At 64.4% G+C, this 24,845-nt stretch carries 22 protein-coding genes and 3 tRNA genes; 5 read left to right on the top strand and 20 right to left on the bottom strand.

Going from position 1 to position 24,845, the window contains the following annotated elements; translation table 11 throughout:
- Positions 1 to 41: 41 nt before the first annotated feature.
- Together rplS and ACW4QM_RS10250 are read right to left on the bottom strand one after the other, a co-directional pair.
- Positions 42 to 389, bottom strand: coding sequence for a 50S ribosomal protein L19 (rplS, locus tag ACW4QM_RS10245; protein WP_022739752.1), 348 nt, complete (start codon positions 387 to 389; stop codon positions 42 to 44).
- 165 nt (positions 390 to 554) lie between these two features.
- Positions 555 to 1,490 carry an SPFH domain-containing protein gene (locus ACW4QM_RS10250; RefSeq protein WP_022739751.1) on the bottom strand — a complete coding sequence of 312 codons (936 nt, stop codon included), beginning with the start codon at positions 1,488 to 1,490 and terminating at the stop codon, positions 555 to 557.
- Between the two features lie 169 nt (positions 1,491 to 1,659).
- Between ACW4QM_RS10250 and ACW4QM_RS10255 the strand changes: the two genes are divergently transcribed.
- Positions 1,660 to 2,970: an isochorismatase family protein gene (locus tag ACW4QM_RS10255; RefSeq protein ID WP_455798422.1), complete on the top strand. Its 1,311-nt coding sequence runs from the start codon at positions 1,660 to 1,662 to the stop codon at positions 2,968 to 2,970.
- Positions 2,971 to 3,252: 282 nt separating this feature from the next.
- On the opposite strand, the gene hcp is transcribed toward ACW4QM_RS10255, so the two are convergent.
- The gene (hcp, locus tag ACW4QM_RS10260) at positions 3,253 to 4,839 is read right to left on the bottom strand and encodes a hydroxylamine reductase (protein ID WP_455798423.1); all 1,587 of its coding nucleotides are present in this window, start codon (positions 4,837 to 4,839) and stop codon (positions 3,253 to 3,255) included.
- Positions 4,840 to 4,989: 150 nt separating this feature from the next.
- On the opposite strand from hcp, the gene ACW4QM_RS10265 reads away from it, so the two are divergent.
- Positions 4,990 to 5,673 (top strand): Crp/Fnr family transcriptional regulator, encoded by a 684-nt coding sequence (locus ACW4QM_RS10265; protein ID WP_022739748.1) that lies wholly within the window; start codon positions 4,990 to 4,992, stop codon positions 5,671 to 5,673.
- Here ACW4QM_RS10265 and ACW4QM_RS10270 read toward each other — a convergent pair.
- Positions 5,640 to 6,581, bottom strand: a complete 942-nt coding sequence (locus tag ACW4QM_RS10270; RefSeq protein WP_455798424.1) for a PLP-dependent cysteine synthase family protein — start codon at positions 6,579 to 6,581, stop codon at positions 5,640 to 5,642. The two genes, ACW4QM_RS10265 and ACW4QM_RS10270, sit on opposite strands and share 34 nt — an antisense overlap.
- Before the next feature lie 394 nt (positions 6,582 to 6,975).
- On the opposite strand from ACW4QM_RS10270, the gene ACW4QM_RS10275 reads away from it, so the two are divergent.
- Together ACW4QM_RS10275 and ACW4QM_RS10280 are read left to right on the top strand one after the other, a co-directional pair.
- Complete coding sequence (locus ACW4QM_RS10275; RefSeq protein ID WP_455798425.1) at positions 6,976 to 7,812, top strand: helix-turn-helix domain-containing protein; 837 nt, start codon at positions 6,976 to 6,978, stop codon at positions 7,810 to 7,812.
- Between the two features lie 41 nt (positions 7,813 to 7,853).
- Positions 7,854 to 8,723, top strand: coding sequence for an HNH endonuclease (locus ACW4QM_RS10280; protein ID WP_455798426.1), 870 nt, complete (start codon positions 7,854 to 7,856; stop codon positions 8,721 to 8,723).
- A gap of 132 nt (positions 8,724 to 8,855) precedes the next feature.
- Here ACW4QM_RS10280 and ACW4QM_RS10285 read toward each other — a convergent pair.
- Positions 8,856 to 8,932: transfer RNA gene (locus ACW4QM_RS10285), tRNA-Asp, on the bottom strand.
- 166 nt (positions 8,933 to 9,098) lie between these two features.
- Here ACW4QM_RS10285 and ACW4QM_RS10290 point away from each other — a divergent pair.
- Positions 9,099 to 9,428: a CdiA C-terminal domain-containing protein gene (locus tag ACW4QM_RS10290; protein WP_455798427.1), complete on the top strand. Its 330-nt coding sequence runs from the start codon at positions 9,099 to 9,101 to the stop codon at positions 9,426 to 9,428.
- 129 nt (positions 9,429 to 9,557) lie between these two features.
- Here the strand turns inward: ACW4QM_RS10290 and ACW4QM_RS10295 are convergent.
- The 15 genes from ACW4QM_RS10295 to ACW4QM_RS10365 all read right to left on the bottom strand — a co-directional run bounded on the left by ACW4QM_RS10295 (position 9,558) and on the right by ACW4QM_RS10365 (position 24,417).
- Positions 9,558 to 9,634, bottom strand: a tRNA-Asp gene (locus tag ACW4QM_RS10295).
- 21 nt (positions 9,635 to 9,655) lie between these two features.
- A tRNA-Asp gene (locus tag ACW4QM_RS10300) sits at positions 9,656 to 9,732 on the bottom strand.
- Between the two features lie 111 nt (positions 9,733 to 9,843).
- The gene (locus ACW4QM_RS10305) at positions 9,844 to 10,206 is read right to left on the bottom strand and encodes a histidine triad nucleotide-binding protein (RefSeq protein ID WP_114539757.1); all 363 of its coding nucleotides are present in this window, start codon (positions 10,204 to 10,206) and stop codon (positions 9,844 to 9,846) included.
- 49 nt (positions 10,207 to 10,255) lie between these two features.
- A complete protein-coding gene (locus tag ACW4QM_RS10310) occupies positions 10,256 to 10,906 on the bottom strand; it encodes a TIGR03936 family radical SAM-associated protein (RefSeq protein WP_114549639.1) in 651 nt (216 codons plus the stop codon).
- A complete protein-coding gene (locus ACW4QM_RS10315; protein WP_114549640.1) occupies positions 10,906 to 12,909 on the bottom strand; it encodes a TIGR03960 family B12-binding radical SAM protein in 2,004 nt (667 codons plus the stop codon). The genes ACW4QM_RS10310 and ACW4QM_RS10315 overlap by 1 nt, the downstream gene beginning before the upstream one ends.
- Positions 12,902 to 14,107, bottom strand: a complete 1,206-nt coding sequence (locus tag ACW4QM_RS10320; protein ID WP_114549641.1) for a YcjF family protein — start codon at positions 14,105 to 14,107, stop codon at positions 12,902 to 12,904. The genes ACW4QM_RS10315 and ACW4QM_RS10320 overlap by 8 nt, the downstream gene beginning before the upstream one ends.
- The gene (rodA, locus tag ACW4QM_RS10325; RefSeq protein ID WP_455798428.1) at positions 14,104 to 15,360 is read right to left on the bottom strand and encodes a rod shape-determining protein RodA; all 1,257 of its coding nucleotides are present in this window, start codon (positions 15,358 to 15,360) and stop codon (positions 14,104 to 14,106) included. The genes ACW4QM_RS10320 and rodA overlap by 4 nt, the downstream gene beginning before the upstream one ends.
- 1 nt (position 15,361) lies before the next feature.
- Positions 15,362 to 17,536 carry a penicillin-binding protein 2 gene (gene mrdA, locus ACW4QM_RS10330; protein ID WP_114539752.1) on the bottom strand — a complete coding sequence of 725 codons (2,175 nt, stop codon included), beginning with the start codon at positions 17,534 to 17,536 and terminating at the stop codon, positions 15,362 to 15,364.
- A 12-nt stretch (positions 17,537 to 17,548) separates the two neighbouring features.
- Positions 17,549 to 18,076 (bottom strand): rod shape-determining protein MreD, encoded by a 528-nt coding sequence (gene mreD / locus ACW4QM_RS10335; RefSeq protein WP_227070208.1) that lies wholly within the window; start codon positions 18,074 to 18,076, stop codon positions 17,549 to 17,551.
- Positions 18,073 to 19,095 (bottom strand): rod shape-determining protein MreC, encoded by a 1,023-nt coding sequence (gene mreC / locus ACW4QM_RS10340; protein WP_114539751.1) that lies wholly within the window; start codon positions 19,093 to 19,095, stop codon positions 18,073 to 18,075. The genes mreD and mreC overlap by 4 nt, the downstream gene beginning before the upstream one ends.
- Positions 19,096 to 19,109: 14 nt before the next feature.
- Positions 19,110 to 20,165: a rod shape-determining protein gene (mreB, locus tag ACW4QM_RS10345; RefSeq protein ID WP_022739738.1), complete on the bottom strand. Its 1,056-nt coding sequence runs from the start codon at positions 20,163 to 20,165 to the stop codon at positions 19,110 to 19,112.
- A 234-nt stretch (positions 20,166 to 20,399) separates the two neighbouring features.
- Positions 20,400 to 21,689: a Ni/Fe hydrogenase subunit alpha gene (locus ACW4QM_RS10350; RefSeq protein ID WP_114539750.1), complete on the bottom strand. Its 1,290-nt coding sequence runs from the start codon at positions 21,687 to 21,689 to the stop codon at positions 20,400 to 20,402.
- A gap of 4 nt (positions 21,690 to 21,693) precedes the next feature.
- Positions 21,694 to 22,482, bottom strand: a complete 789-nt coding sequence (locus ACW4QM_RS10355; protein ID WP_114539749.1) for an NADH-quinone oxidoreductase subunit B family protein — start codon at positions 22,480 to 22,482, stop codon at positions 21,694 to 21,696.
- The gene (locus tag ACW4QM_RS10360; protein WP_114539748.1) at positions 22,483 to 23,385 is read right to left on the bottom strand and encodes an FAD/NAD(P)-binding protein; all 903 of its coding nucleotides are present in this window, start codon (positions 23,383 to 23,385) and stop codon (positions 22,483 to 22,485) included. It abuts the gene before it with no gap.
- 6 nt (positions 23,386 to 23,391) lie between these two features.
- On the bottom strand, positions 23,392 to 24,417 hold the full coding sequence (locus tag ACW4QM_RS10365) for a 4Fe-4S dicluster domain-containing protein (RefSeq protein WP_114539747.1): 1,026 nt from the start codon (positions 24,415 to 24,417) through the stop codon (positions 23,392 to 23,394).
- Positions 24,418 to 24,845: the final 428 nt, after the last annotated feature.

Genomic DNA, 24,845 nt, shown 5'->3' on the forward strand with positions numbered 1-24,845 from the left:
AGGGCCCCCGAAGGAGCCCTCGCGAACACAAAAGATAAGGCCTAGCGGAACGCCTTCTCCTTGATCTTGGCGGCCTTGCCCACCTTGTTGCGCAGGTAGTACAGCTTGGCACGGCGCACATCGCCCTTGCGGGTGACCTCGATCTTCTCGATCTTCGGGGAATGCACGGGGAAGGTGCGCTCCACGCCGATGGAGAAGCTGATCTTGCGCACGGTGAAGGTCTCGCGGACCGACTCGCCCTGACGGCGGATGACGTCGCCCTGGAACACCTGGATACGCTCGCGGTTGCCCTCGGTGATGCGATAGTGAACCTTCACGTTGTCGCCCACGTGGAACTCGGGGAGGTCCTGCTTGATCTGCTGCTGCTCAATAGCGCGAATGATATCCATTGCCTTTTCCTACTCTATACTTCTAAATGGTCTTGCATCGTTTCTCGTTTGGACGCGATTTGACAGTATATCGCCCCTATACCCTCGGCGCAAGGGAAATTATCGCGCCTTTCTGGGAAAGTCCACGAACGGCACACGGAAGCTCGAAGCGGCGCGACAAAGGAGCTACTTCTCCTCTTCCTCCACGATGACGAACTCGTCGGCGCCTTCCGTCTCCTGGGCCACGAGCATCTGCTCGAACATGGAGGCCGTCGCCGTGAAGTCGCTCGGCAGCACCACGGTGGACTGGCGGCCGTTGCGGGCGAACTCGCTCATCATGTCGGTCCACTGGGTGAAGATGAACAGCTGGTTGGCCTCGGCCGCCGACACGCCGGAGCTCTTGATGACCGCAAGCGACTCCGAGATGCCGTCGGCGATGGCCTTGCGCTGGGCGGCAATGCCCCGGCCCGCCTGCTCCATGGCCTCGGCGCGAGCCCGTGCCTCGGTGACCACTTTGATGCGCTCTGCCTCGGCCAGCGACTGGGCGGCCTCCTTCTCGCGCTGTGCGGAGTTGATGCGGTTCATGGACTGCTCCACGTCGGCGGGCAAATCGATGGAGGTGATGAGCGTGCTCACCACGTCGTAGCCGTAGGCCACCATGAGGCCGGAAACGGTCTGGTTCACGTCCGACGCGATGGCGTCCTTTTTGTCGAAGACCTCGTCAAGCGTGTACTGCGGCACGCTGGAGCGCAGGGCGTCGATGAGGTAGGAGCGCATCTGAGCCGTGGGGTTGGCCAGCATGTAGTAGCTGCGCCACACGCCCGAGGGCTGACCGTTCGCCGCCGGCTGGGCGCTCACGCGGTACTGGGCGGCGATGGCCATGGTCACCGTCACGTTGTCGCGGGTCTTCGCGTCGATGCCGAACTGCTCCTGGCGCGTGCGCATGTCCACCTTGGCGGCAATGGTCTCGAAGAACGGGATCTTAATGTTCAGGCCCGCGCCCACGGTGCGGTTGAACTTGCCCAGCCGCTCGATGATGTAGACGTTCTGCTGCGGAACAATAAACAGCGCCTGGGGCAGAAGCAGCACCAAAAGAACGATGATGATAGCAAGTCCGATCATAGGAAACTCCCTTTCTGAGTTGCGTAATGCCTATAATGGTGGCAGTATACCATTGGAATTTGGCTTGCAACCAATCGTCGACCGGAGGGACGGGGCGGGGCGCCCCGTCCCTCCCCTGCGCTCAACCTTGCGGAATCCGGACTTCATCACATAGAAAGAGGAGCCTCCCATGATAGAACCAGCCCGCGCCGCCTTCCTGCTCATCGATATGCAAATGGGCTTCATCGATCCGACCTCTCCTTTGTGCGTCGCCGGCGCGGCGGCCACCGTTCCCGCCTGCGCTCGCGCCCTGGAAGCGGCCCGTTCCGGGCAGGCGGGCGCCATCTACCACGTGAGGCGCGTCTACCAGCCTGACGGCTCCGACGTGGAAGCCGTGCGCTACCGCGCCTGGGCGGAAGGAGGGCGCCCCCTTTCCATCGCAAACCACGACAGCCTGGAGGCACCTCCGGAATTGGCGGCGGCCGGCGAGGCCATCCTCATCAAGCCGAGCTTTTCTGCCTTCTTCCGCACCGATCTAGACGCATGGCTGCAAGACATCGGCGTGACCACGGTGGTTCTGGCCGGCACCACCACGCCGAATTGCATACGCTCCACCGCTTACGACGCCTTGGAACTCGGCTACAACGTGGTAGTGGTGGAAGATGCCACCTCGTCGCGCTCGCCCGAAGCGCAGGCCGCCAATCTCGAGGACATGGCCGCCGTGGGCATCCAGATCGTCACCAGCGAGCAGTACGCAGCGGGCGCATTGGCGAGCCTGCCCGATATCGAAGCCGAGGTCGCCGCCACTCGAGAGGAGAGCCGGGCCGCAAGCACTTTCGCTCGCGACGATACCATGCCTCCGACCTCCGCACTCGACCAGAGCCTTCTGGTGGCACCTGACACACCTGCGCCCCGCCTCGACTCCATCGAGACCATCTCCACAGGCTGGATCAACAAGTACCGGCTTTCCTACACCATGCCCGATGGTCGCCCCCATACCTACGAGAGCGTCTCGCGCAAAGACCCGAAGCGCTACGCCCGGGCACTCAAACGCTTGGGTGACGGCGGAAAACCCGAGCCCGACGCCGTGTGCATCGTGCCCATCCTGCGAGACAAAGTTCTCCTCATTCGCGAGTTCCGCTATCCGCTGAACTCCTGGTGCATCTCATTTCCTGCGGGCCTGATCGAACCGGGAGAGCGCCTTGAGGAAGCCGTAGGACGCGAATTGGCCGAAGAGACGGGCTTTTGCCTGCGCACCGACATTGACCGGGCGCTACTCGTGCTCCCCCAGCCGGGCTTCTCCTCCACAGGCCTTGCCGAGGAAAGCGTGCAGGTGGTCCTCGCCCAGGTGGAGCCAGCGGGCAATGCGAGCCCCGAGCCCTCGGAGCTCATCGAGACGTTCATATTGGAGCGCACCCAGATCGGCACGTTCCTCGACCTCAACACCGTCCCCATCGGCACCCGCTGCCAACTGATCCTGGAAATGCTGGCGAACCTTTAACGCGATTGGCGAGACTTTCGAGCCTTCCTCGATGCCGATACCATCCCCATCGGCACCCGCTGCCAGCTCATCCTGGAGTTGCTCGCGATCTAGCATCGCCGGAACCCCACATCCTCCTCTCTCGGTAAGTACCGAGCGGCGCCACAAAATGGCGGCCGACCCTTCGTGAGCCATGGAAGGCAACGAAAAAGGCGACGACCTCCGTCGGTCGCCGCCTTCCGTTTGCCTCGCATCGCGTCGCGCTCGCGCGATCTCTCGGGGCTCCTCGTTCTGTGCTCGGCGCTACTCGCCCAGAAGCTCCGCGAGGTCGGCCTCCGGGGTGGTGATGGGGGCGATGCCGTAGTTCTCGACGAGGACGTCGAGAACGCCGGGGCTCACGAAGGCCGGCAGCGTGGGGCCGAGCTTGATATTCCGAATGCCCAGGTACAGCAGCGTGAGCAGGATGCAGACGGCCTTCTGCTCGTACCAGGACAGCACCATGGACAGCGGCAGGTCGTTCACGCCGCAGTCGAAGGCCTCGGCCAGGGCTACGGCCACCTGGATGGCGCTGTAGGCATCGTTGCACTGGCCCATGTCCATGAGGCGCGGCAGGCCGCCGATCTCGCCCAGATCGAGGTCGTTGAAGCGGTACTTGCCGCAGGCCAGGGTGAGCACCACCGTGTCGTCGGGGGTGGCCTTCACGAACTCGGTGTAGTAGTTGCGGCCCGGGCGCGCGCCGTCGCAGCCGGCGACGAGGAAGAAGTGCTTGATGGCGCCGCTCTTCACCGCGTCCACCACCGTGTCGGCCACGGAGAGCACCGTGCCCTGGGCGAAGCCCGTGGTCATCGTCGTGCCGCCGTTGATGCCGGGAATCGTGTGGGGCTCGTCGTAGCCGCCCAGCTCCAGCGCCTTCTGGATAACCGGGCCGAAGTCCTTGTCGGGGCCGATATGCGTGCAGCCGGGGAAGGCGACGACTTCCGTGGTGAACACGTTGTCGGCGTAGCTCTCCTTGGGAGGCATGAGGCAGTTGGTAGTGAACAGGAAGGCCGCGGGCACGCCGTCGAACTCCTTCTTCTGGTTCTGCCATGCGGTGCCGAAGTTGCCCTTGAGCTGCGGGTACTTCTTCAGCTCCGGATAGGCGTGGGCCGGCAGCATCTCGCCGTGGGTGTAGACGCTCACGCCTGTGCCCTCGGTCTGCTCCAGCAGAAGCTTCAGGTCGTGCAAGTCGTGGCCGGAGATGACGATGAACGGGCCCGGCTGCACCTCCATGGCGACGGTGGTGGGCTCCGGCGTGCCGTAAGTGCCCGTGTTGGCCTCATCGAGCAGCCTCATGCAGCCGAGGTTCACCTCGCCCACCTTCAGCGCCAGGGGCAGAAGCGCGTCCACCGAGCCCGGCTCGGCCAGCTGCGCCAGGGCGTCGGCGAAGAACTCGTCGACAGTCGCGTCGCGGTAGCCCAGCACCCGGGCGTGGTAGGCGTAGGCCGCCGTACCGCGCAGGCCGAACAGCACGAGGGACTTGAGTGAGCGGATGTCCTCGTCGTCGCCCCAGATCTGGTCGACGTCGTAGTCGGAGACCGGCTCGTTGCCGGCCGCGGCGGCCACGGCGGCCGTCTCGGCGCGCACCGCGTCCTTAAGCGCGGTCACGGCCTGCCCGTCGAAGTTCACGTTGGTCATGCAGGTGAACAGGCCGTCCACGATGAGATCGCAGATACGGTCGTTCTTGACGCCGGCCTCCCGGGCCGTGCGGGCCAAAGCGATCATCGCCCCGGTCAGCGCGTCCTGGGCATCGGCCACATCGGCCGGCTTGCCGCACACGCCGGCGCTGCCGGTGCAGGCCTCGCACTTTGCCACCTGCTCGCATTGGAAGCAAAACATTTGCTCTGTCGCCATAGACACTCCCTTTCGGGTCGCGGCCCTTGCGGCCGTGTTCCAGTAGATAGACGGCACCGTTGCGCCGCTGTTGTGAAGGTACTGGCACGGCAGGGCATTGTATGTTGTAATCACAACAAACGAAGCTTCCTTCAATGAAAAGGTTGACCCATGGAACGAAACGCCTTCCTGGCTGGAACGCCGCTGTTTTCAGGCGTGGCATCGCAGGAGGTCGGCGCGATGCTCGATTGCCTCGATGCCCATGAGCGCCGCTATGCCCAGGGCGAGCGCATCCATCATATGGGGGATTCGGTGTCCACTGCCGGCATCGTACTCACGGGGCGCGTCCGCATTGAGCACGTCGACCCCTGGGGCAACGTGAGCGTCGTGGGCATGCGCGGGCCCGGTGCCATGTTCGGAGAGGCCTACGCCGCCGCCGGCGAGCCGCTGCTCGTGGACGTCGTCGCCGACCAGGACTGCACCGTCCTCTTCCTGAATCTCGCGAAGGTGGTCGGCCCCTGCTCGTGCCGCTGCGACCACCACGCCCTCGTGGCCCGCAACATGATCGCCGCCATCGCTCGGCAGAGCCTCGCCCTCTCGCGCCGCATCTTTCACGTAGCGCCCAAGTCCATCCGCGGCAAGGTGCTCGCCTACCTCTCCAATGAGGCCGAGCGCACCGGCACCCGCGAGTTCGACATCCCCTTCAACCGCCAGCAGCTCGCCGACTACCTGGGGGTGGATCGCAGCGCGCTATCGGCGGAGCTGTCCCGCATGCAGAAGGCGGGGCTCATCCGATGCCGCCGCAACCACTTCGCGCTGCCTCACTCCCCCTCGAACAGCACCGTGGAGAAGTAGCGCTCGCCGGTGTCGGGGGCCAGCGTTACCACGGTCTTGTCCGGGCCGAGCTTGCGGGCCAACCGCAGAGCTGCCGCCACGTTGGTGCCCGAGGAGATGCCGCAGAACAGCCCCTCTTCCCGGGCGAGGCGCCGCGCGCATGCCAGAGCTTCCTCATCGGTCACCACGACGATCTCGTCGATGAGTGAGGTATCCATGATGGCGGGCAGGATGCCATCGCCGATGCCCATCTGCACATGGGTGCCGATGGCGCCGCCGGACAGCAGCGCTGCGTGCTCGGGCTCGGCCGCCCAGATCTGCATGGCGGGGAAGACCGCGCGCAGCTCAGCGCCGACGCCGGTGATGGTGCCACCCGTGCCAAACCCGGAGCAGAAGCCGTCGATGGCGATGCCGGCCGCGCGCACATCGGCGAGGATCTCCGCGGCCGTGCCGTCCACGTGGGCCGCCAGGTTGTCGCGGTTCACGAACTGCTGGGGCACGAACACGCGCGGATCTTCCGCGGCCATCTTCTGGGCAAGCGCGATGCACTCCTCAATGCACGCGCCGATGTCGCCCTCGTCGTGGACGCAGATCACCTCGGCCCCGTAATGCTCCATGATGCGCCGGCGTTCTACCGAGCAGGAGTCCGGCATGATGATGCGGGCCGCGTAGCCCTTCACGGCCGCCACAAGGGCGAGCCCCACGCCCTGGTTGCCGCTCGTGGGCTCCACAATAACGGAATCAGGCGTCAGCTCGCCCCGCTCCTCGGCGCGCTCGACCATCTTCAGCGCCGTGCGCGTCTTCACCGAGCCGCCCACGTTCACCGCCTCGAACTTCACGAGCACCTGGGCATCGTCGGGTCCGGTCATGCGTCGCAGGCGCACGAGCGGCGTGCCTCCCACAGCTTCCAGAACGTTATCGCAGATCATAGATTCCCCTTACTTTCGGGGTCATCGTTTTCCACGGCAAATTCTAACATCGCCCCGCACCCTCTTCGAGCGCTCCTCCCCGAAACGCCGAAACCCCGCCCCGAGGGGCGCAGCGCGTCTCCGCACGCACTGCCGAAGCCGTCAAAAAACAAGTAACTGTGCTGCCATGCGTCTTGTCAAAGCGTCCGAGCGGTGAGCATCTCACTCAAGTCGGGCGCTTTCCTTGTTTGATGCCAAGGCACGACAACGATTAAGCTCATTTACCTTTGCTCTTTAATATGCCTCCCAGTTGTTCTCATGATTCCATTAACAATTAATGTTATAACTTGCATAGGCCGAAGCTTCCTGATATACTCATTATATTGTTAGCAGCTAATGGCTTTTTGGAGGAGACATGAAGCTCGAAGATGTAACTATGCAAGACCTAATCAGCAAACCACTCTTCTGGGAGGACTTCGAAGAAGATCGCGCAGATTCCAATACCATGAAAGCAGCTATTGAAGCGGATCCAAAGTCCATAGAAAAGATCCGTTTTCTCGACCAAGTGGAAGAAGGAACGCTTCTCGATCGTCGCACCTTCCATAAGCTCGATTTCTACGAAGTGGAATTCACCGAGTACGCTCGCCTCTACCTTGCAGAAGGCGAGTACATGGAGGATGGCATTCACAGGGGCAACGAGGTCGACTATCTCAAAGACTATAGCGGTCTTCGACTTCTGATCCAGGATGTCTCGGATCCTCTGGGCGAGTGCGGATTGTTCGCGCTGTACCTCAAAGATTACGAGTTCGGGCTCATCAACCCGCTCGGACTTTGCGTTTATCCTTTTGACTTCGATGATGATTCATGGTCGCTATATAAAGAAGATCCCGAGAAATTCATCCTCGAACACGTCCTATTGCATTTCGAAGCTGAGTTCTGGGATGACGATTTCGATCTCAAGCAAGAACTCTTTGACTATTATCACAACATGCCTGACGTACACAGCCCTCTTTTAAAGAACAAGACTGACCTCGATGGGCTCATTACAGCCAAAGAGGCCGCGAAGCTCCTCGGGGTCAGCATTCCCCGTATCATCAAGATGATCGAGGAAAGGTCAATCGACGGATACAAGTTCGCCGGAAAACTGCTGATAACGCGATCTTCCGTGGACAATCGGCTTGATTACATCAAAGAGCACGGAAAGCCTACGCGCGGCAAAGCGCCTGAAGGCAAGCGCAAGAAGAAGAAATAAGGGTCAGTCTAGGCCGCAAGTCTACGATAGAAAGGTTGATCATGTCAGTATTCAAAATGCCAGTTCCTGTAACGATAATGGGGCGCAGTTCGAGCATTACCAATTCTTTCGTGAACGGAATCATTCCATGCATAGAACCAAGCGATCGAGAGTTAGATGAGGCGCTATCAGTCCTCAATATGAACAGAGAGAACGTCTGCTGCGCGTATTGCGGCGACGGCCATACTGAATGGGATCATCTAAATCCGTTGATAATTAACAAAGAGCCAACAGGCTACATTAGCGAAATACACAATCTAGTACCAGCCTGTAGCAAGTGCAATCAGTCCAAAGGCAACCGCAACTGGAAGGAATGGATGCTTAGTGATTCCAAGCTCTCGCCAAAATCAAGGGGAATCACCGATCTCGATCGCAGGATCTCGCTATTAGAGACCTACGAAAAAGTTTTTCCTCCAGCCAAGATCGACTTTATTGAACTGGTTGGAGATAAAGCCTGGGAAGAATACTGGTTCAACTACGACCGCGTCATTGACGCAATGCGACAGGCGCAGACTTCAGCAAACGAGATTAGGAGCAAACTCCGTCGCGAGCTTGGAATGAAAGCTCAAGCTAAATCACAAACCAGAAGAACAGCCCGCATGTCCGACGGAAGAGAGAATAATCCACTGCCCATTACGCTCGTCCCCGCCGAACAATACGAGCTTGAGAAGTTGCTACTGAGACACAGAAAAGCGACCATCGAAATCCACTACTCCGATGGTCGCATCACAAGAAAACCCTGGAATGCTTATAAATTCTCGGAATCATCAGATGTTTACAACAATCTCAGATCACGCAGCGAATTCAGATCAGGGGTTTGGCAAGCAAGCGGCATAGACCACATAATCGTCCGAGTAGAAACAAAGGTCTAAAGTGAGTTTAGCAAGAATCCAAGCGGACACACTTTTTGAAACATAGCCCCCGAAATTGAACCCAAAGCGTGATTCGAGAGCCTGAAAAACGTATGAGGTCGGGAGCGAAAGCTCCTGACCTCATACTTCGAATGGCAGGATGTACGAGACTCGAACTCGAGACCTCCGACGTGACAGGCCGGCGCTCTAGCCAACTGAGCTAACACCCCGAATGGTGTTGCGCTGAAATGGCGGGATGTACGAGACTTTCAAATAACGCAAAATCTAACACGGAAGTCCGCAACAAACGCGCGCTGCGCGCGTATAATATCCGTCATGTCGAAAAACCAAGGGAACATAACAGCACCATCACATCTCAACATACAGCCACATGAGATGGCCACCGCACGCGCCATTGCTGATTTCGGCATGAATGTGGAGTTCAGGGCGCGCATCAAAGGCAACGGAGTTAAGACGCCAGACTTCTTGGCTGGAGGCGTCTTTTGGGAAGTCAAGTCTCCAACATCTGACAAGTTGAAAGTCATAGAGAAGCGCCTGCGAGAAGCCGTTCATCAATCCCGTGATATCATTTTCGATTCCAGGCGCATGAGAAAACTATCCGACAAGCAAATTCATGACGAAGTCGTGAAATGGGCTCACAACCTCCATCACGTTAGAAGACTGTTATATATAAATCGGTTCGGAGAGGTTATCAAAATCAAGTAGCCGTGCTACAATATATTTTGATAAAGCGTCCGAGCGGTGAGCATTTCACTCAAGTCGGGCGCTTTCGTATTTCCGGATCCCCAGTACGGCATCAAAAAAAGGAGCCCGTAGGCTCCTGAACTAGCTAAATGGCGGGATGTACGAGACTCGAACTCGCGACCTCCGACGTGACAGGCCGGCGCTCTAACCAACTGAGCTAACACCCCGAATGGTGTCGTGCTGAAAAATGGCGGGATGTACGAGACTCGAACTCGCGACCTCCGACGTGACAGGCCGGCGCTCTAACCAACTGAGCTAACACCCCGTGTTTCAGCAGCCCGTATAGTTTAACAGAATCGCTCTTCCGCACAAGCCCCTTTTTCGAGAATTTTCGAACTGTCGGACGGGCGGTTGCTGCAACGGCTTCCCGCAACGGCTACTGTGCCTCGCGATAGGAGCCCTCGAAGGTGAAGCGGCCCATCTTGGTGCCGCCGAGCACGTGAATGTGCAGGTGATTCACCGTGGCCGCCGAGTCGGGGCCCGTGTTCACCACAGTGCGATAGCCGGACTCGCCGACACCCTTCAAACGCGCCACCTCGGGCACGACGCTCATCATATGCCCGATGACCTCGGCCGGCACGCCGGCGGCCAAGTTGTCGTAGTGGGTCTTCGGCACGATGAGGGTGTGCACCGGCGCCTCGGGCTCGATGTCATCGAAGGCGTAGCACACATCGTCCTCGTACACCTTGGCCGACGGGATCTCGCCGGACACGATCTTGCAGAACAGGCAATCGTCCATGGGTCTTCCTTTCATCTCCTGACTTCTACATCATACCCGAAATCGGCCGCTACTGCCCGTCGGCTGCGCGCTGGTCGACGCGCAGGAAGGTGATCGGCCGCAGATCCTCCGAAGCGTGGCCTGCGGCGACGGTCTCGCGGACGAGCTCGCGGGCGAAGGCGTCGGCGCGCAAGGATCCCGTGGGCTTGGCCTCCAGAGAAAAGCGCACCGTGGCTCCGTCCAGAGACACCGGCCCTACAAGAAAGTCGGACGGCACGAGCGTCTTCTCCTTCTTCTTGCGCACGACGATGATTGCCTCGGGAACCACGACGGCACGCGGGGCCTCGGAGAGCACGACTTCGTAGGTGCTCACCGGCAGCGCCACACTGGCGGCGGCATCCCGCGCCTCGATGTAGCGTGCCTCCGTGGGGTACAAATCGGCGGGGCTCGCCTCCTGCAACGCCGTAAGGGCACGGGGCGCCGGCACGTAGTCGGTGAGGAACAGATCGAATATCTCGGCGGTGCCTCCCACCCCCACGGGCAGAGCCGCCCCGAAGGCGATGCGCATGTGCGGCGAAAAGCCCTGGCTCACCGCGAAGGGCAGCTGCGCCCGGCGCACGGCGCGCTCGAGGGCGCGGGCCAGCTCCAGATGCGACAGCATGGCCAAACGTCCAGTCTCATGGAAGGTGACGCGCAGGCGGAACAAACGGGGATCGGCCATTATCGGATCGCCTCCTCTTCGGTAGATCCTTCAGCTTGCCGCGCTTGATCGGGATGGCATGGGGGCTCGGCCTCTCTGGGATGCACGACCTTGCGGTACGGATTGGCCGCCGGGGCCGCTTCCTTGCCTTCGCGCTCCTGCTGCAGCTCGATGTCGACGCCTAGCGTGGGGCAGGCGCCGCAGGCGGAGCAGTTCTCGAAGGTGCAGTCCGGCGTCGTGATGCCGGCAGCGGCGCGCTCCCTCTCCCGCGCGAGGAACTTCGGCGAGACCGCGGCGGTGATGTGCGCCCAGGGCAGCACGTAGTCGGTCGGGAACTCGGCCTGGGCGATCGCGGCGGGATCAAGCCCCAGCTCCTCGGCGGCGCCCGTCCACGCCTCTTCGTTGAAGAGCTCCGTCCAAGCGTCGAAGCGGGCGCCGCGGCGCCACGCCGCTTCAACCCAATCGGCCACCTCGCGGCCGCCTCGGCTCATGACCGCCTCGACGAACGACGTCGCGGGGTCGTGGTAGTGCACGTCCACCGCCTTGTACTTCACCGAGCGCTTGAGCAGGCCCACACGCCGCAGCGTCTCCTCCGGGGAGATCTGGCCGTCCCACTGGAAGGGAGTCTGGGCCTTGGGCACGAACACCGCGCAGGACACGCTCATGCGCACGCTGCCGCGCTGGTCGGCCGGCACGGCGGCCTTGGCGCGGTCGTAGGCGCGCTGGGCCAGACTCGCGATGCCCTTGATGTCGTCATCGGTCTCGGTGGGCAGTCCCACCATGAAGTACAGCTTGCAGCGGCGCCAGCCGGCGGCGAAGGCGGCGTCGATGGCCGAGAACAAGTCGTCCTCGGTGACGTTCTTGTTGATGACATCGCGCAGCCGCTGGGTGCCCGCCTCGGGCGCGAAGGTGAGGCCGCCTTTCTTCTGGCCGGCCACGAGCTCGGCCATCTCCACCCCGAAGGCGTCCAGGCGCTGGGAGGGCACGCTCACGCGCACGCCGGCCCCGGCGCAGTCGGCGTTCACCCGCGTTAATATCTCGGCGATCTGGGAGTGATCCGTTGAAGAGAGCGAGGTCAGGCTCACCTCGTCGTAGCCGGTTTCGGCGAGGCCCCGCGCCACGGCGTCCACGATGTTGTCGGCCGAGCGCTCGCGCACCGGACGGTACATCATGCCCGCTTGGCAAAAGCGGCAGCCGCGAGCACAGCCGCGCAGAATCTCGACGTTCAGCCGGTCGTGCACCACTTCCGTATAGGGCACAATCATAGGCTCGAGCGCCGGGCTGTCGGCGAAACCCTCGAAAACGCGCTTGTGCACCACACGCGGCACGTCGTCGAACAGGGGCTCCGCCCAGCTGCCGGCAGCCTGGGCCTCGTCCTCGCTGCGCCAGCGGTACAGGCTCGGCACGTAGGCGCCCCCCACGCGCCGCGCCACCTCGCGCAGGATTTCGGCCCGGGGCGTGCCGGACGCGCGCAGCTCGCGGATGAGCTCCAGCGTCTCGGGCAGCTGCTCCTCGCCCTCGCCCACCAAGATGACGTCGAAGAACGGTGCGTAGGGCTCCGGGTTGTAGGCACACGGGCCGCCGGCCAGCACGATGGGATCGCCCTCGGCGCGGTCAGCGGTGCGCAGCGGGATGCCGGCGAGATCGAGCGTCTCCAGCACGTTGGTGGCAGCCAGCTCGTGGGGCAGCGTGATGCCCACCACGTCGAAGTCGACCACAGGGCGGCAGCTCTCCAGGGAGAACAGCGGCACTCCCTTCTCGCGCATGAGGTCGGCCATATCCACTGCGGGCAAAAAGGCCCGCTCGGCCCCCATGCCGTCCACGGCATTCACAGCGTTCACGAGGATGCGCACGGCCTGGTTGGCCTGGCCCAGCTCGTAGGTATCAGGGTAAATCATGCAGAAGGCGAAGTCGTCCTCAGCCACAGGCGCGGCGCAGCCCCACTCGTGGTTCAGGTAGCGGGCCGGTCGCTCCACGCGCGAGAGCAGCGGCTCGACCTCGGGCCACAGATCGCGCCTAGCCACGGGCACCTCCCTTGCCAGCGCCCTTCCCCTTGCCGCGCAGAGCGCGGAAGGCCGAGGCCCCGGCCCCGCGGGCGGCCTCGATCACCTTGCCGCCGGCAGGCGTGGCCGCTGCCTTCGACGCGGCCTCCACCGCCTCGTCGCGGGCCTTCTGCACCACCGATGCCACGCCGACGATGTCGCCGCCGGCCTCGAAGTACTCGATGGCCGCGTGCCCCATGGCCTCGGTGCCCGCGAACCCGACGGCCCCCTTGATGGCCCAGCCGAGCACCGGCACCACGCCGACGGCCGTGCGCGCGATGTTGCGGAACAGAAACGCCCCGCCGACGACCGCCGCCAGCTCCTTGATGCGCTCGGCCGACAGCGGCTGGCCGTAGGCGGCGGCGATCTGCAGCAGCATCTTCGCCTGGTTGAGCGTCATGATGGGCATGTCGGCCCCGGGGATGAACACCACCACGCCCACGCCGGCGTTCTGCACCGAGGTGGCCCGCACCGCGTCCAGGGACAGCGGGCGGCGCACGAAGGGGAAGGCCAGCGCGAAGGCGAGGCGCTTGTCCTTGCAGGCGGCGATGATCCACTCCCCCATGCGGCGGTCCAGCGTGGCCGCGCCCTCGGCGTCCAGCGGAATGGGCTCGGCATCGGCGGGCTCGGTCTCCACAGGCAGGGCGTGCTCGATGTCCTCGATGGCCGCCTCGGCCGCGCTCGCCGCCTCGGCCGCCGCGGCATTCGGCGCCTCGTTGGCGGTGCTGCCAGCAGTGATGCGGCGCGCCAGCGCCCGGGCCGCGTCCCCGAAGGGCGTGGGGTTGGTCATGTTCGGCGCGACGATGTCCCCCTCGGGCACGGGCCAGCCGGCCGCCTCGGCAGCTGCGGCCACGGCACGGGGCGCTGTGGTGGCCACCATGACCGGAATGCCGGCGCCGCGGATGTGCGCCGCCTGCTCGCCGATGCGCGGCGAATCCCCGGCGACGATGACCGCCATGTCGTCGGCCCCGTAGGGCTCGGCGAGCAGGTTGTCGTCCAAATAGCCGATGGTCACCCGGGTCTTGGCCCCCGCGCTCGCAAAGGCGCTGCGCACGTGACCCACCACATCACCGGGGGCCGTCTCGTCGATGTAGACCGACACCGCCAGAGGCGTGTTGCGCGCCTCGTCGATATCGGTGGCCGCCTTCAGGAGGGCGGGGATATCCAGGGGAAGATTCATGAGGCCTTCCTTCCGTGAGAGGGAGTCCGGGCAAAGCCGGACTGGGTGGACGTATGGGAGTACACCGAGCCGATGAGCCCGATGAGCGCGAAGTTCACGACCATGAACGAGGAGCCGTAGCTGACGAAGGGCAGCGGAATGCCCGTGATAGGCATAAGGCCGCAGTCCATGCCGATGTTCTCCAAAATCTGGAAGAGCCACATGCCGATGACCCCCATGACGATGAGCATGCCGAAGAGGTTGTCGGCGCGGCGGGCGATGGAGAGGCACGCCACGATGAGCAGGGCGTACAGGCCGATGAGCGCCATGACGCCCACGAACCCGAACTCCTCGGCCAGAACGCAGAAGATGAAGTCCGTGGGGGCCTCGGGCAGAAAGCCGTGGGTCGACTGCGTGGCGTTGCCGATGCCCTTGCCGAACAGGCCACCGCTGCCGATGGCAATCTTGGCCTGGGCGAGGTTGTAACCGTCGCCGGAGAGGTCCCCCTCGGGGTTCAGGAACACGAGTAGGCGGCTGCGCTGGTAGTTCTTCAAGAGGCGGTACTCCCACGTGCCGTCGGACTGCTGGTACTTCAGCAGCTCGTCGACGGCGAACACGGCCGCGATGGCCGCGATGCCGGCGATAAGCGTGATGAGCAGGTAGCGCCCCTTGGCGCCTCCCATGACGAGCACCACCGCCGAGATGGCCAGGTACACCAGACCCGTGCCCAAGTCCGGCTGGGTCATGATGGCCGCGAACGGAACGAGCAGCATCCCGAGCACCTTGCAGTACTCTCGCCAATCGTCCAGCGTGCCCTGGTAGCGGGCCAGAAGACTCGCGGCGAAGAGCACCACCGTGACCTTCGCGAACTCGCCGGGCTGCACCTGCATGCCGATCTTGATCCAGGACTTGGCCCCCATGCCCGCGTCGGTGCCGAGGCCCGGGATGTGGGGCAGAAGGATGAGCACCACGTTGATGACGAGCAGCGCCGTGGTGAGGTTCGAAAGGCGCCGGTAGTCGAAGGCCCACAGGGCCACCATGGCGACCAGGCCCACGGCCACGCCCTGCAGCTGGCGGCTGAAGTTGTAGTCGGCGTCCCCCTGCACCGCCGACCAGCAGACCACGAGACCGTAGGCGACGAGCACCGCGATGACGGCGAGGAAGCCCCAGGGCACGCGCGCAAGCAGCGAGGGCGCAGCCGGGCGCGCCGAGCCGTGGGCCGGTCGGCGCTGGCTGGAGTGAACCGAGTGGATTTGGGGAAGCTGCTGGGCCATGCTAGTCCTCACGGCCGCCGGAGTCGTTGGCGATGGCGACGGACTCGCCGGGCGAGCCGGAGATGCGCTCCGGCTTCACCGAGGACGTGCCGGCGGCGCAGTCCATGAGCGCGCCCATGACCTCGGCCACCACCGGCGCCGCGGTGTCCGATCCGCCGCCGCCCTGCTCCACCACGCAGGCCACGACGTACTTCGGATCGTTGTAGGGGGCGTAGGCCACGAACCATGCCGTGTCGTTCTGATCCTGCTTCTCGCCGGTGCCGGACTTGCCGGCCGCATCGATTCCCAGCTCCTCGAACAAGGGCGCCACGGAGTGGGACTCCTGCACCATGCCGTGCAGCGCGTCGCGCACGTAGGCCAGATGGGCCTCGGTCACCTCGGGCGTACGCTCGACGACCGGCTCGTAGGTGACGACCGTCTCGCCCTCGCTGTTGCGCACCTCCTTCAGAAGGTGCGGCCGCATGATGCGGCCCGTGGCCACGCCGGCGTAGGCGCAGGCCACCTGCAAGGGCGTCACGAGCACATCGCCCTGGCCGATGATCATGTTGGTGTAGTCGCCGCCGCGGAAGGTGGCTTCGGAGGGCACGTTCTGCCAGCGCTCGGCCTTCCAGGCCGGGGTGGGAATGACGCCCACAGCCTCGCCGCCCAAATCGATGTCGGTCTTCTCGCCGAAGCCGAACTGCCCCAGGTAGTCCTGGAGCGCCGTCTCCGATATCTCGCCGGTGCCGGCGGGCCCATGGTCGTAGAAAGCCTTGCCGATCTCGTAGAAGACCGTGTCACAGGAGTTCACGATGCCCCCGTGCAGATCGAGCGTCCCATGGCCGTCGTGCTTCCAGCAGCGCTGCACGTCCCCAGTGCCGAAGCCGTCCCACTTGCCCGTGCAGTTCCACGAGCTGCTCTCCGTGGCGAAGCCGTACTCCAGGCCAGCTAAGGAGGTGAAGGCCTTGAAGGTGGAGGCGGCCATGAACTGGCCGGACACCACGTTGTTGTTCAGCGGCGCGTAGGCCTCCTCGGAGTTGTACCTATCCATGAGTTCCTGGGAGAAGGCACCGGTGAAATTCGTCGGGTCGAAGGTGGGGAAGCTTGACATAACGAGCACCGACCCGTCGGTCACATCAAGTGCCACAACGGCGCCCTTGGAGCCCTTGCCCGTGCCGATGACGCCGCCCGATGGCGCGATGAGCTTGGCCAGGGCCGCGTCGGCCACGTACTGAGCCCTGGCGTCGATGGTGAGGTAGAGGTCGTTGCCCTTGGTGTCCTTGATGTCGCTCATGACCGAGATGCGCCGGCCGTTGGCGTCCACCATGACCTGGCTCTCGCCGTGCTCGCCGGACAAGTACGCGTCGTAGGTGGCCTCCACCCCAGCGTTGCCCACCACGTCGATGGCGAGGATGTCGCGGCCCTCGATCTTCTCCTCAAGCCGGGCAGCCGAGGGCGAGCCGGTGTAGCCGAGCACATGGGCCGCCAGCGCCCCGTAGGGATACTCGCGCTGGGAGCGCTCCTCCACGGTGATGCCGGGGAAAGCGTCGGCATGCTCGGCGATGAAGGCCACGTCGCGCAGGCGCACGTCCTCCCCCACCACGCGCAGGCTCTGAGCGCCGGCGGCGGCATCGTTGATGCGCTGGAGCACCACGTTGGCGGGAAGCCCCAGCACCGTGGAGAGCCGGCGCACGACATCGCGGTTGTCGGCCACCTCAGGGTCGGCCACGACGGTCTGGCTCGGGCGGTTCACCACCAAAGCCTCGCCGTTGGTGTCGTAGATGCAGCCGCGGGGGGCGGGCGTCTTCACCGTGGTGTACAGGTTCTCCTCCGCCGCCTGGGCGTAGGCCTCAGATCCCGCGATCTGCATGGACCACAGCTTCGCCGACAGGGCGCCAAAGATAGCCACGGCCGCCGCCGCCAGACCCGCAAAGCGGCGTCCCAGCTCGTCAGAGGGCTTCTTCGACGCGGCCCCGGGCTCGGAGCTGGACACGGTCACATCGCCCTCGCGGGCGGCCTGGGCCTTGGAGCGGCGCTCGAAGGGCGAGCTTCCCACGCCCACGGTGGAAAGCTCCGAGACTCCCTTGGCGCGGCCGACCGAGGGCGTCTCCCTGCGGGCGCGCAGCGCGAGCGCCGCTGCCACGGCTACAATGACGATGACCGCCGCCAGGACGGCGACGATGATAGCTACGAGCACGGCTCCCCCTTCCTAACGAAGGACCGGCGTCCCGGGTTGGACGCGCGGGCGATCGACCATCAACCGCGCGGCGATCGGATACAGCAAAAGGCCGATGACGCAGTCGTAGAGCATGCAGGGCAGCGTGCGGTAGAGGAAGGCCTCCCCCAAGGGCACGTCGGCGCCGCAGACCACGACGATGAGCCCGTACATCACCTCGACGAGCATGATGCACGCCAGCATGATGGCCACCGGCATGAACAGGGTATCGTTGTTGAGCGCCATGAACAGCCGCGAGGCCAGAAACGTTACCAGCACGAGCACAAAGGCCATCCCTCCCACAGGACCGCCGCCCATGAGGTCGAAGAGAAGGCCCAAAACCAGCGGCATGACCGACCCGGACGCGGCCGGCGTGGCCACGGCGCGCACGATGCAAAAGGCCACGATGAAGTTGGGCACGGCCTCGAACAGCGTGATGGCCGGCGCCACGGTTATCTGCAGAAGCACGGCGATGACGGCGCCGATGACGCCCGCCACCGTCTCGCGGGAAAGTTCCATCATGCGGCCTCCCCTCCTTCGGTGCCGTCAGAGCGGCCCGCATCGTCGCCGGAGCCGTCGCCGCTGGCACTGTCGTCACCGCTGCCGGTATCGTTGCCGTCGCCGGAATCGCCCGAGCCGGAACTGGACGCTCCCTCGCCGCCGTCGGCGCTCGTGGGCGCCGTCACGGTGCGGTCGGCGGCGTCGTCGGCCGCGGAGAACACCACGAGCGCCTCCTCCATGAGGCTCACGGTGTCGTTGGGGGCCACGACGATCTTGCGGGTGTCGCTGCCGGCGCTGCCCTCGACGCGCACCACGGTGCCGATGATGAGGCCCCGGGTGTAGCTCCCGCCCAGGCCGCTCGTGAGAACCACGTCACCCACCTGCACGTTCACGTCCGCGCCGATGTTCTCCAGATAGAGCAGGCCGTCCATGGAGCCGCGCACGATGCCCTCGGCCCGGCTCGACTGCACCATGGCGGCCGCCCCGGACTGCGGATCGGTGAGCAGGCGCACCCGGCACGAGCCGCCGTCCACGGAGATGACCTGGCCCACGACGCCCGTGGGACCGAGCACGGTGAGCCCCGTTTCCACGCCGGAGCTCGATCCGACGTCCAGGGTCACCGTCTGGTTCCACGCGTCGGTGGTCCGCCCGATGACGCGGCCGGACACGCCGGTGATCTCGTAGGTGTCGCGCAGGTTCAGAAGGCCGCGCAGCCGCTCGTTCTCGAGACGCTGCTCCTCGGCGGCGGCCAGCTGCTGCACGAGCTGCTCGTTCTGCTGGCGCAACGTCGCGTAGGTCTCCTCGGTAACGCCACCCTCGGCCGCCGCGGCCCCGGCGTCGTCCACGGCCTCGGTGAGAGGCGCGCTCGCCCGCTGCAGGGGCACCATGGCGCCCTCCACGGCGGACTGCAGGGAATGCAGGGGGCCTGTAGCGCCCTCGGCCTGGTACAGGCCGACGCACACCAGCGAGACCGCCAGCGCGATAATGAGCGAGAGCCGGCCCGCGGAGGCCGGTTCGTGTTGCTGAAAGTTGAGAGCCATAGGAAGCGAAAGACCTACTTCGAGCGCATGAGCGTCTGCTTGAGGGCCGTCGGCGTCTCGAGCACCTTCAGGCAGCCCGACACCACGTTGGTCAGCGCCGTCTCGGACACCCACACGGGAATCTCAAGCTTGTCGGTGAGGTAGCGGTCGAGGCCCGAGAGCAGGCCGCCGCCGCCCGTGAGCAGGATGCCGTTCTGGATGATGTCGCTGGCCAGGTCGGGGTTGGTCTTCTTGAAGGTGTCCTTGATGTGCAGCACCATCTCCTCGATGGGGGCCTGAAGCGCCGCGCGCACGTCCTCGGACTGGATGGTGACCTCCTTGGGCTGCTCGGTGTAGACGTCCTGGCCGGAGATGATCATGTCGCGCTCGCGGCCGTCCTCGAAGGGAAGGATGGAGCCGATCTTAATCTTGATGACCTCGGCCGTACGCTCGCCGATCTTGATGCCGAGCAAATCGCGCAGGTGCATGGCGATGGCCTCGTCGAGCCGGTTGCCGGCCAAACGAAGCGAGCTGGACGTCACAATGCCGCCGAGCGAGATGACGGCCACCTCCGTGGTGCCGCCGCCGATATCGACCACCATGGAACCGGTCGGCTCGGTCACGGGCAGATCGGCGCCCATAGCGGCGGCCATGGGCTCCTCGATGAGGTAGGCCTGGCGGGCGCCCGCCTGGATGGTGGCCTCGAACACGGCGCGTTTCTCAACCGAAGTGGCGCCGCAGGGGATGCACACGACGATGCGGGGCTTGGGCTGCCAAGGGTACTTGCGCTCGGCCGCCTTGTTGATGAAGGCCGAGATCATGGCCTCGGTCACATCGTAGTCGGCGATGACGCCGTCTTTGAGCGGGTGCTCGGCGGAGAACGCGTCCGGCGTGTGGTTGATCATGTTCTTGGCCTCATGGCCGACGGCCAGCACGCGCTGAGTGGACTTTTCTATGGCGACAACGGAGGGCTCGTTGATGACGATGCCCTCCCCCGTAATAGCAACAAGGGTATTGGCAGTGCCCAGATCGATGGCCATGTCCGCGGACATCTGGCCGGTCAGGCCCGAAAACCAATCAAGGAATGACATACAGGCAAACCCTTCGGATACGTATAGGTTACAGTCAGCCTTAGATTTTATCACACGGGGCCTAGGGGCTTAGAAACTCCATAGGTGTAAGGGATTGTCCGGGCTCGGAGCCGCCGGGGTGCCCCGTGCTCAAGCAATGGCTCGCTCGGCGGAACAGTCCACTGGACTGTTCCGTTCGCTGCGCAACCTGCGCGCGGGCCACCCCGGCGGCTCCGAGCCCTACATTGCCAAAACTTAGTGCACGCTGCAGGAGAGGCAGGGGTCGTAGGCGCGGACGAGCTTCTCCACTTCCAGGGTGATGAGGTCGGCGTCGTAGCCGCCGGCGACCATCTTGCCGGCGAGCTGGCGCATGTCCGCTTCCAGGTTCGCGATGTTCTGGGCCGTGGGCGTCATGATGGAGGCGCGCTCGATGCGGCCGTCGCCGTCAATGTCCAGGATATGGAACAGCGCCCCGCGCGGGGCCTCGGTGAAGCCCACGCCGCGACCGGCACACACTTCGAAGGGAACCGGCGCGCTTAAGCCCTCGAACTCGTCGGCGGCCAGGCGGCGGCAGAGCGCGGCGCAGCGGTCGAGCACGTCCACCAGCTCCACCGCCTGGGCGATGTTGTTGGCGAAGGGGTTGTACTCCGGGGGCCGCAGTCCCGCCTTGGCGGCGGCGTAGCGGGCGTCCTTGGAAAGCGCGTCCCAGCTGGCATTCACGCGGGCGAGCGCCGCCGTCATGTAGGGGCGCCCCGTGCGACGGGCCCGAGCGAGGAAGGCGGCGGAATGCCCCACCGGGTACTCCTCGATCTCCTCTTCCACGTCCTGGGCGTTGAAGTCGTAGCCGGCGCGGACGAAGCGCAGGGTGTCTGAGGTGCACACCGGGTAGGTTCCCGGCGCGACCATGGCGAGCAGGTCGCCTTCGGTCTGCACGTCCACCGTGTCGAAGTCGCGGAACAAGTCCACACTGGCCAGGGCGAATTCCCTCGTGTCGTCCATGGCCTCGGCCAGACGGAGGTACTCGTCGGCGGAGATCTCGTGGGTGAAGCCGCCCACGACCGCCGTGATGGGGTGAATGGACCGGCCGCCCACCAGCGTGCACAGCTCGTTGCCCAGCGCCTTCAGCCCCAGCGCGCGCTCGAACAGCTCCGGGTTGCCCTCGGCCAGCGGGAACACCGACTTGTGACCCAAGAAGTCCGGGGCGGCGAACACGAACAGGTGCGTGCCGTGGTTCTGCAGGTAGGAGCCGTAGAGCAGAAGCTCGCGCAAAGCCTCGGTGCGGTCGGTCACTTCCACGCCGAAGACCTGCTCGATGGCGCGCAGGTCGGTGACGACGTGGCTCGACGAGCAGATGCCGCAGACGCGGGAGGCGATGTAGGGAACCTCCTCGAAGGAGCGCCCGCGCACCATGGACTCAAACAGGCGCGCCGGCTCCACCACGGCCATCTCGCAGGTCGTGACCTGGCCGTCCTCGATGACGAGGCGGATGTCGCCGTGGCCCTCGACGCGGGCGATGTGGTCGACGGAAATCTCGGTAGCGGCCATGAGGCTACTCCTCCCCTTGCGCGGCGCTTATCGCCACGGCGTTGAACATCTCCAGGGCGTCGTCGAAGCGCGCGACCTCAAGGCCGCGCTTTCCCACGACGTAGCGGGCCGCCTCCACGTTGGAATCGGGAGAGAGCCCCGCGCAGCCGTTGCAGGGACGGCCCAGCGCCGGGCACTTCGCCCCGCAGCCGGCCCGGGTCACGAGCCCCAGGCACATGATGCCCTGCTTGTAGAAGCACCCCTTCTCGTTGCGGGAGCACTCGCCGCACAGAGCCGAGGTGGCCGGCAGCCGGTTGCTCCCGTAGAGGGCGGCGTCCAGCACCCGCACGAACTCCATAGGGTCGATGGGGCAGCAGCGCACCTCGAAATCGACGTCGATCACGTCCGACACGGGCCGCGGCGCCACCAGGTCGCCGCAGGCATCGGGCGCCACATCGCCGTAGACGGCTTCCACATGACCCGCCAGATCGCCCGAGGCCATGCCGGGGATGCCGCCGGTGACGGCGCACGATCCGATGGCGATCACGCTCCCCGCGCGCTCGCGGGCGCGGCGTACCATCTCGGCCGCCTCCTCGGTGGTGACAGCGCCCTCAATGACGGCAACGTCGAACTCATCGGGCATCGGCACCGAGCTTGTCAGCTGCCAGTATCCCAAATCGATCTGGCCGAGCACGTCCATAAGGTGGCGCTCGATGTTCGTGATGTTGATCTGGCAGCCGAAGCAGCTGGCCAAACCGATTACGACCACGCGGGGAGCACGGCGCTCGGCGGTCGGTGACAGGTTCTCGCTCATTTACATCGACCCCTGAATGTTCTTGGCTTCCCAATAGTTGAATACGGGCCCGTCGATACAGCAGTACTGATGGCCCACCTGGCAGTGCCCGCACTTGCCCACGCCGCACTTCATGTGGCGCTCGAAGCTCATGTAGATGCGATCGTAGGGGATATCCTTCTTGCGCATCTCCTGCACGACGAACCGGTACATCACCGGCGGCCCACACAGGGCCCCGAAGGTGTTCGACGGATCGATCTCCAAATGCTCGAAGGGCTTGGTGACAAGTCCTACTTCCCCGTCCCACCCCTCATCGGCGTTGTCCACGGTCAGGTGCAGCTCGAAGTCGCGGCGGTGCTTCCACATCTCGAACTGGTTGCGGAACATGACCTCGGAAGGGTTTTTGGAACCGTAGATGATGGTGACCTTCCCGAACTCGCTGCGCTCGTCGTGGATGTTGTTGATGAGCGAGCGCAAAGGCGCGATGCCGAGGCCGCCGGCCACCAAAAGCACGTCGTGGCCGCGCATCTTATCGATGGGGAAGCCGCGGCCGAAGGGCCCGCGGATGCCGACGATCTCGCCGCACTGCATCTGGTGCAGCCGCTCGGTGAAGCGCCCCGTGCGCCGGACGCACAGCTCGATGAAGCCGCTTTTTGTGGGCGACGAGGAGATGGAGATGGGCGCCTCCCCCACGCCGAAGATGGACAGCTCCACGAACTGGCCCGGCTCCTGGCGGAAGGCCTCGCGGATGCGCTCGTCCACGAAGCGGAACTCGAAGAGCTTCTCGGTGGGCGTAAGCTCGGTGATGGAGGTGATGCGCGCCGGCCACGGGCGGTAGGGGTTCGCGTGCATGAGCTCGGCGCCGGTGGCCTCGCGTCCGGCGTCGTGGAAGGGATGCACGGCCACGATGTTGTCGTTCGCCATGGCGCCTTACGCCCCCTTTCGGTCGAAGAACTTCAGCACCTCGATGGGGCTGATGTCCACTTTGCAGGCGGAAACGCAGCGGCCGCAGCCCACGCAGAGGTTGCGGTCGTGCTTGGCCAGAAAGCCGTTGAGCTTGTGGTACATGCGGTGCCGCACGCGCGATGCCGGCGTGGGCCTGAAGTTGTGGCCGCCGGCCACCATGGCGAACTGCGGCGAGGTGCAGGCGTCCCACACCCGCTCGCGGCGGCCCGTGGCCGCGCCCGGATCCAGCGTGTCGCGGATATCGAAGCAGTAGCAGGTGGGGCAGACATTCGCGCAGGCGTTGCAGGAAAGGCAGCGGCCGCCCAGCTCTTCCCAGAAGGCGTCCTCGTGGAAGGCGTCCATGAGCATGGGAATCTCCTGGATGTCGGGGATGTCCCGGTTGAAGGCCTCCTGGCGGGCGCGGGTGGCGGCGCGAAACGCGATGCGGTCCTCGTCGGTGGCTTCGCGGACATCGCAGGCCGCCTCTAAGATGTTCGCCGCCACGACGCTGCCGATGGAGACGAGGTAGCGGCCGCCGATGTTCGTCAGGAACAGATCGTAGGCGGCTCGCGCCTCCTCGGCGTCCATGAGGTTGCAGAAGCAGTTCGCCGACGGCATGCAGGCGACGCCGACGATGAGGGTTGCCGCCTCGTGGGCCGCGTAGTAGGGATCCGGATAGCGCGGGTCGTTGAAGACGCTGCTCAAGTTCGCGAGGCCGTTGATGTCGCAGGCGTGCACGCCGAAGAGCACCCGGGGGCGCACCTCATCGGCGTAGTCGGTCACCTCGTTTCGCTCGGCATCGAACTCGAAGAGGGTCTCTTTGGCCGGCAGGAGGTACTTCTTGGGAGAGGCGATGGTCGTGGGATAGTCCAGCGCGATGTCGTCGAAGGAATCAACGGCCGAGAACACGTACTTGTTCCCCCGCTTGACCGGCGCCACCACCTCGTAGCGCTCCATGAAGGCGGCGACGAGCGCCGGCATCTCCGTCTCGTCAATGACGCGATACAGCATAGGCGATTTTGTTCCTTACGTCCTGCGCGCAACGGTTCGCGCAACGGTTCCGTCTCCCCTCCATAGTAACGGCTCTTCCGCCGCCCCGCTCCCTCGCTCAGGCCGATGGCCCAGAAAAACCAGACGGAAACGCAAAAAGCCCCTCTCAGGGCTTTCCGATAGAGCCATTGCCAACTCACATTGTTGGCAAGGTCAGCGAGAAGCCCCAAGGTGCCGATAGTTGGCGCGTCTCACGGCCGAGCGTACTAAGGTACGTGAGGGCAAGCGAGAAAGCGCCAAATATCGGTGCATTGGGGCTTCGCAGTGTCGGCTTAATCTTTTTTAATTAATCCGACAGTCAACCAGTGTAGGGATGAGGGCGTGCTCATCTAGCCGCCGCGGCAGGGTGGTACAATCACGCTGCCAAACGTAGATTTGCGCGGGTGCCC

Source organism: Adlercreutzia sp. CNCM I-6207, assembly GCF_977072305.1.

What these genes read in the sequence shown, in the direction of transcription:
- ACW4QM_RS10275 (WP_455798425.1), top strand. Translation starts at nt 6,976, where the DNA reads ATGAAGCTCGAAGATGTAACTATGCAAGACCTAATCAGCAAACCACTC.
- rodA (WP_455798428.1), bottom strand. Translation starts at nt 15,360, where the DNA reads ATGGCCCAGCAGCTTCCCCAAATCCACTCGGTTCACTCCAGCCAGCGC.
- ACW4QM_RS10350 (WP_114539750.1), bottom strand. Translation starts at nt 21,689, where the DNA reads ATGGCCGCTACCGAGATTTCCGTCGACCACATCGCCCGCGTCGAGGGC.
- ACW4QM_RS10280 (WP_455798426.1), top strand. Translation starts at nt 7,854, where the DNA reads ATGTCAGTATTCAAAATGCCAGTTCCTGTAACGATAATGGGGCGCAGT.
- ACW4QM_RS10320 (WP_114549641.1), bottom strand. Translation starts at nt 14,107, where the DNA reads ATGAATCTTCCCCTGGATATCCCCGCCCTCCTGAAGGCGGCCACCGAT.
- mreD (WP_227070208.1), bottom strand. Translation starts at nt 18,076, where the DNA reads ATGATGGAACTTTCCCGCGAGACGGTGGCGGGCGTCATCGGCGCCGTC.
- ACW4QM_RS10290 (WP_455798427.1), top strand. Translation starts at nt 9,099, where the DNA reads ATGGCCACCGCACGCGCCATTGCTGATTTCGGCATGAATGTGGAGTTC.
- ACW4QM_RS10355 (WP_114539749.1), bottom strand. Translation starts at nt 22,482, where the DNA reads ATGAGCGAGAACCTGTCACCGACCGCCGAGCGCCGTGCTCCCCGCGTG.
- hcp (WP_455798423.1), bottom strand. Translation starts at nt 4,839, where the DNA reads ATGGCGACAGAGCAAATGTTTTGCTTCCAATGCGAGCAGGTGGCAAAG.
- rplS (WP_022739752.1), bottom strand. Translation starts at nt 389, where the DNA reads ATGGATATCATTCGCGCTATTGAGCAGCAGCAGATCAAGCAGGACCTC.
- ACW4QM_RS10270 (WP_455798424.1), bottom strand. Translation starts at nt 6,581, where the DNA reads ATGATCTGCGATAACGTTCTGGAAGCTGTGGGAGGCACGCCGCTCGTG.
- ACW4QM_RS10255 (WP_455798422.1), top strand. Translation starts at nt 1,660, where the DNA reads ATGATAGAACCAGCCCGCGCCGCCTTCCTGCTCATCGATATGCAAATG.
- ACW4QM_RS10310 (WP_114549639.1), bottom strand. Translation starts at nt 10,906, where the DNA reads ATGGCCGATCCCCGTTTGTTCCGCCTGCGCGTCACCTTCCATGAGACT.
- mreC (WP_114539751.1), bottom strand. Translation starts at nt 19,095, where the DNA reads ATGGCTCTCAACTTTCAGCAACACGAACCGGCCTCCGCGGGCCGGCTC.
- ACW4QM_RS10305 (WP_114539757.1), bottom strand. Translation starts at nt 10,206, where the DNA reads ATGGACGATTGCCTGTTCTGCAAGATCGTGTCCGGCGAGATCCCGTCG.
- ACW4QM_RS10365 (WP_114539747.1), bottom strand. Translation starts at nt 24,417, where the DNA reads ATGCTGTATCGCGTCATTGACGAGACGGAGATGCCGGCGCTCGTCGCC.
- ACW4QM_RS10250 (WP_022739751.1), bottom strand. Translation starts at nt 1,490, where the DNA reads ATGATCGGACTTGCTATCATCATCGTTCTTTTGGTGCTGCTTCTGCCC.
- ACW4QM_RS10360 (WP_114539748.1), bottom strand. Translation starts at nt 23,385, where the DNA reads ATGGCGAACGACAACATCGTGGCCGTGCATCCCTTCCACGACGCCGGA.
- mreB (WP_022739738.1), bottom strand. Translation starts at nt 20,165, where the DNA reads ATGTCATTCCTTGATTGGTTTTCGGGCCTGACCGGCCAGATGTCCGCG.
- ACW4QM_RS10265 (WP_022739748.1), top strand. Translation starts at nt 4,990, where the DNA reads ATGGAACGAAACGCCTTCCTGGCTGGAACGCCGCTGTTTTCAGGCGTG.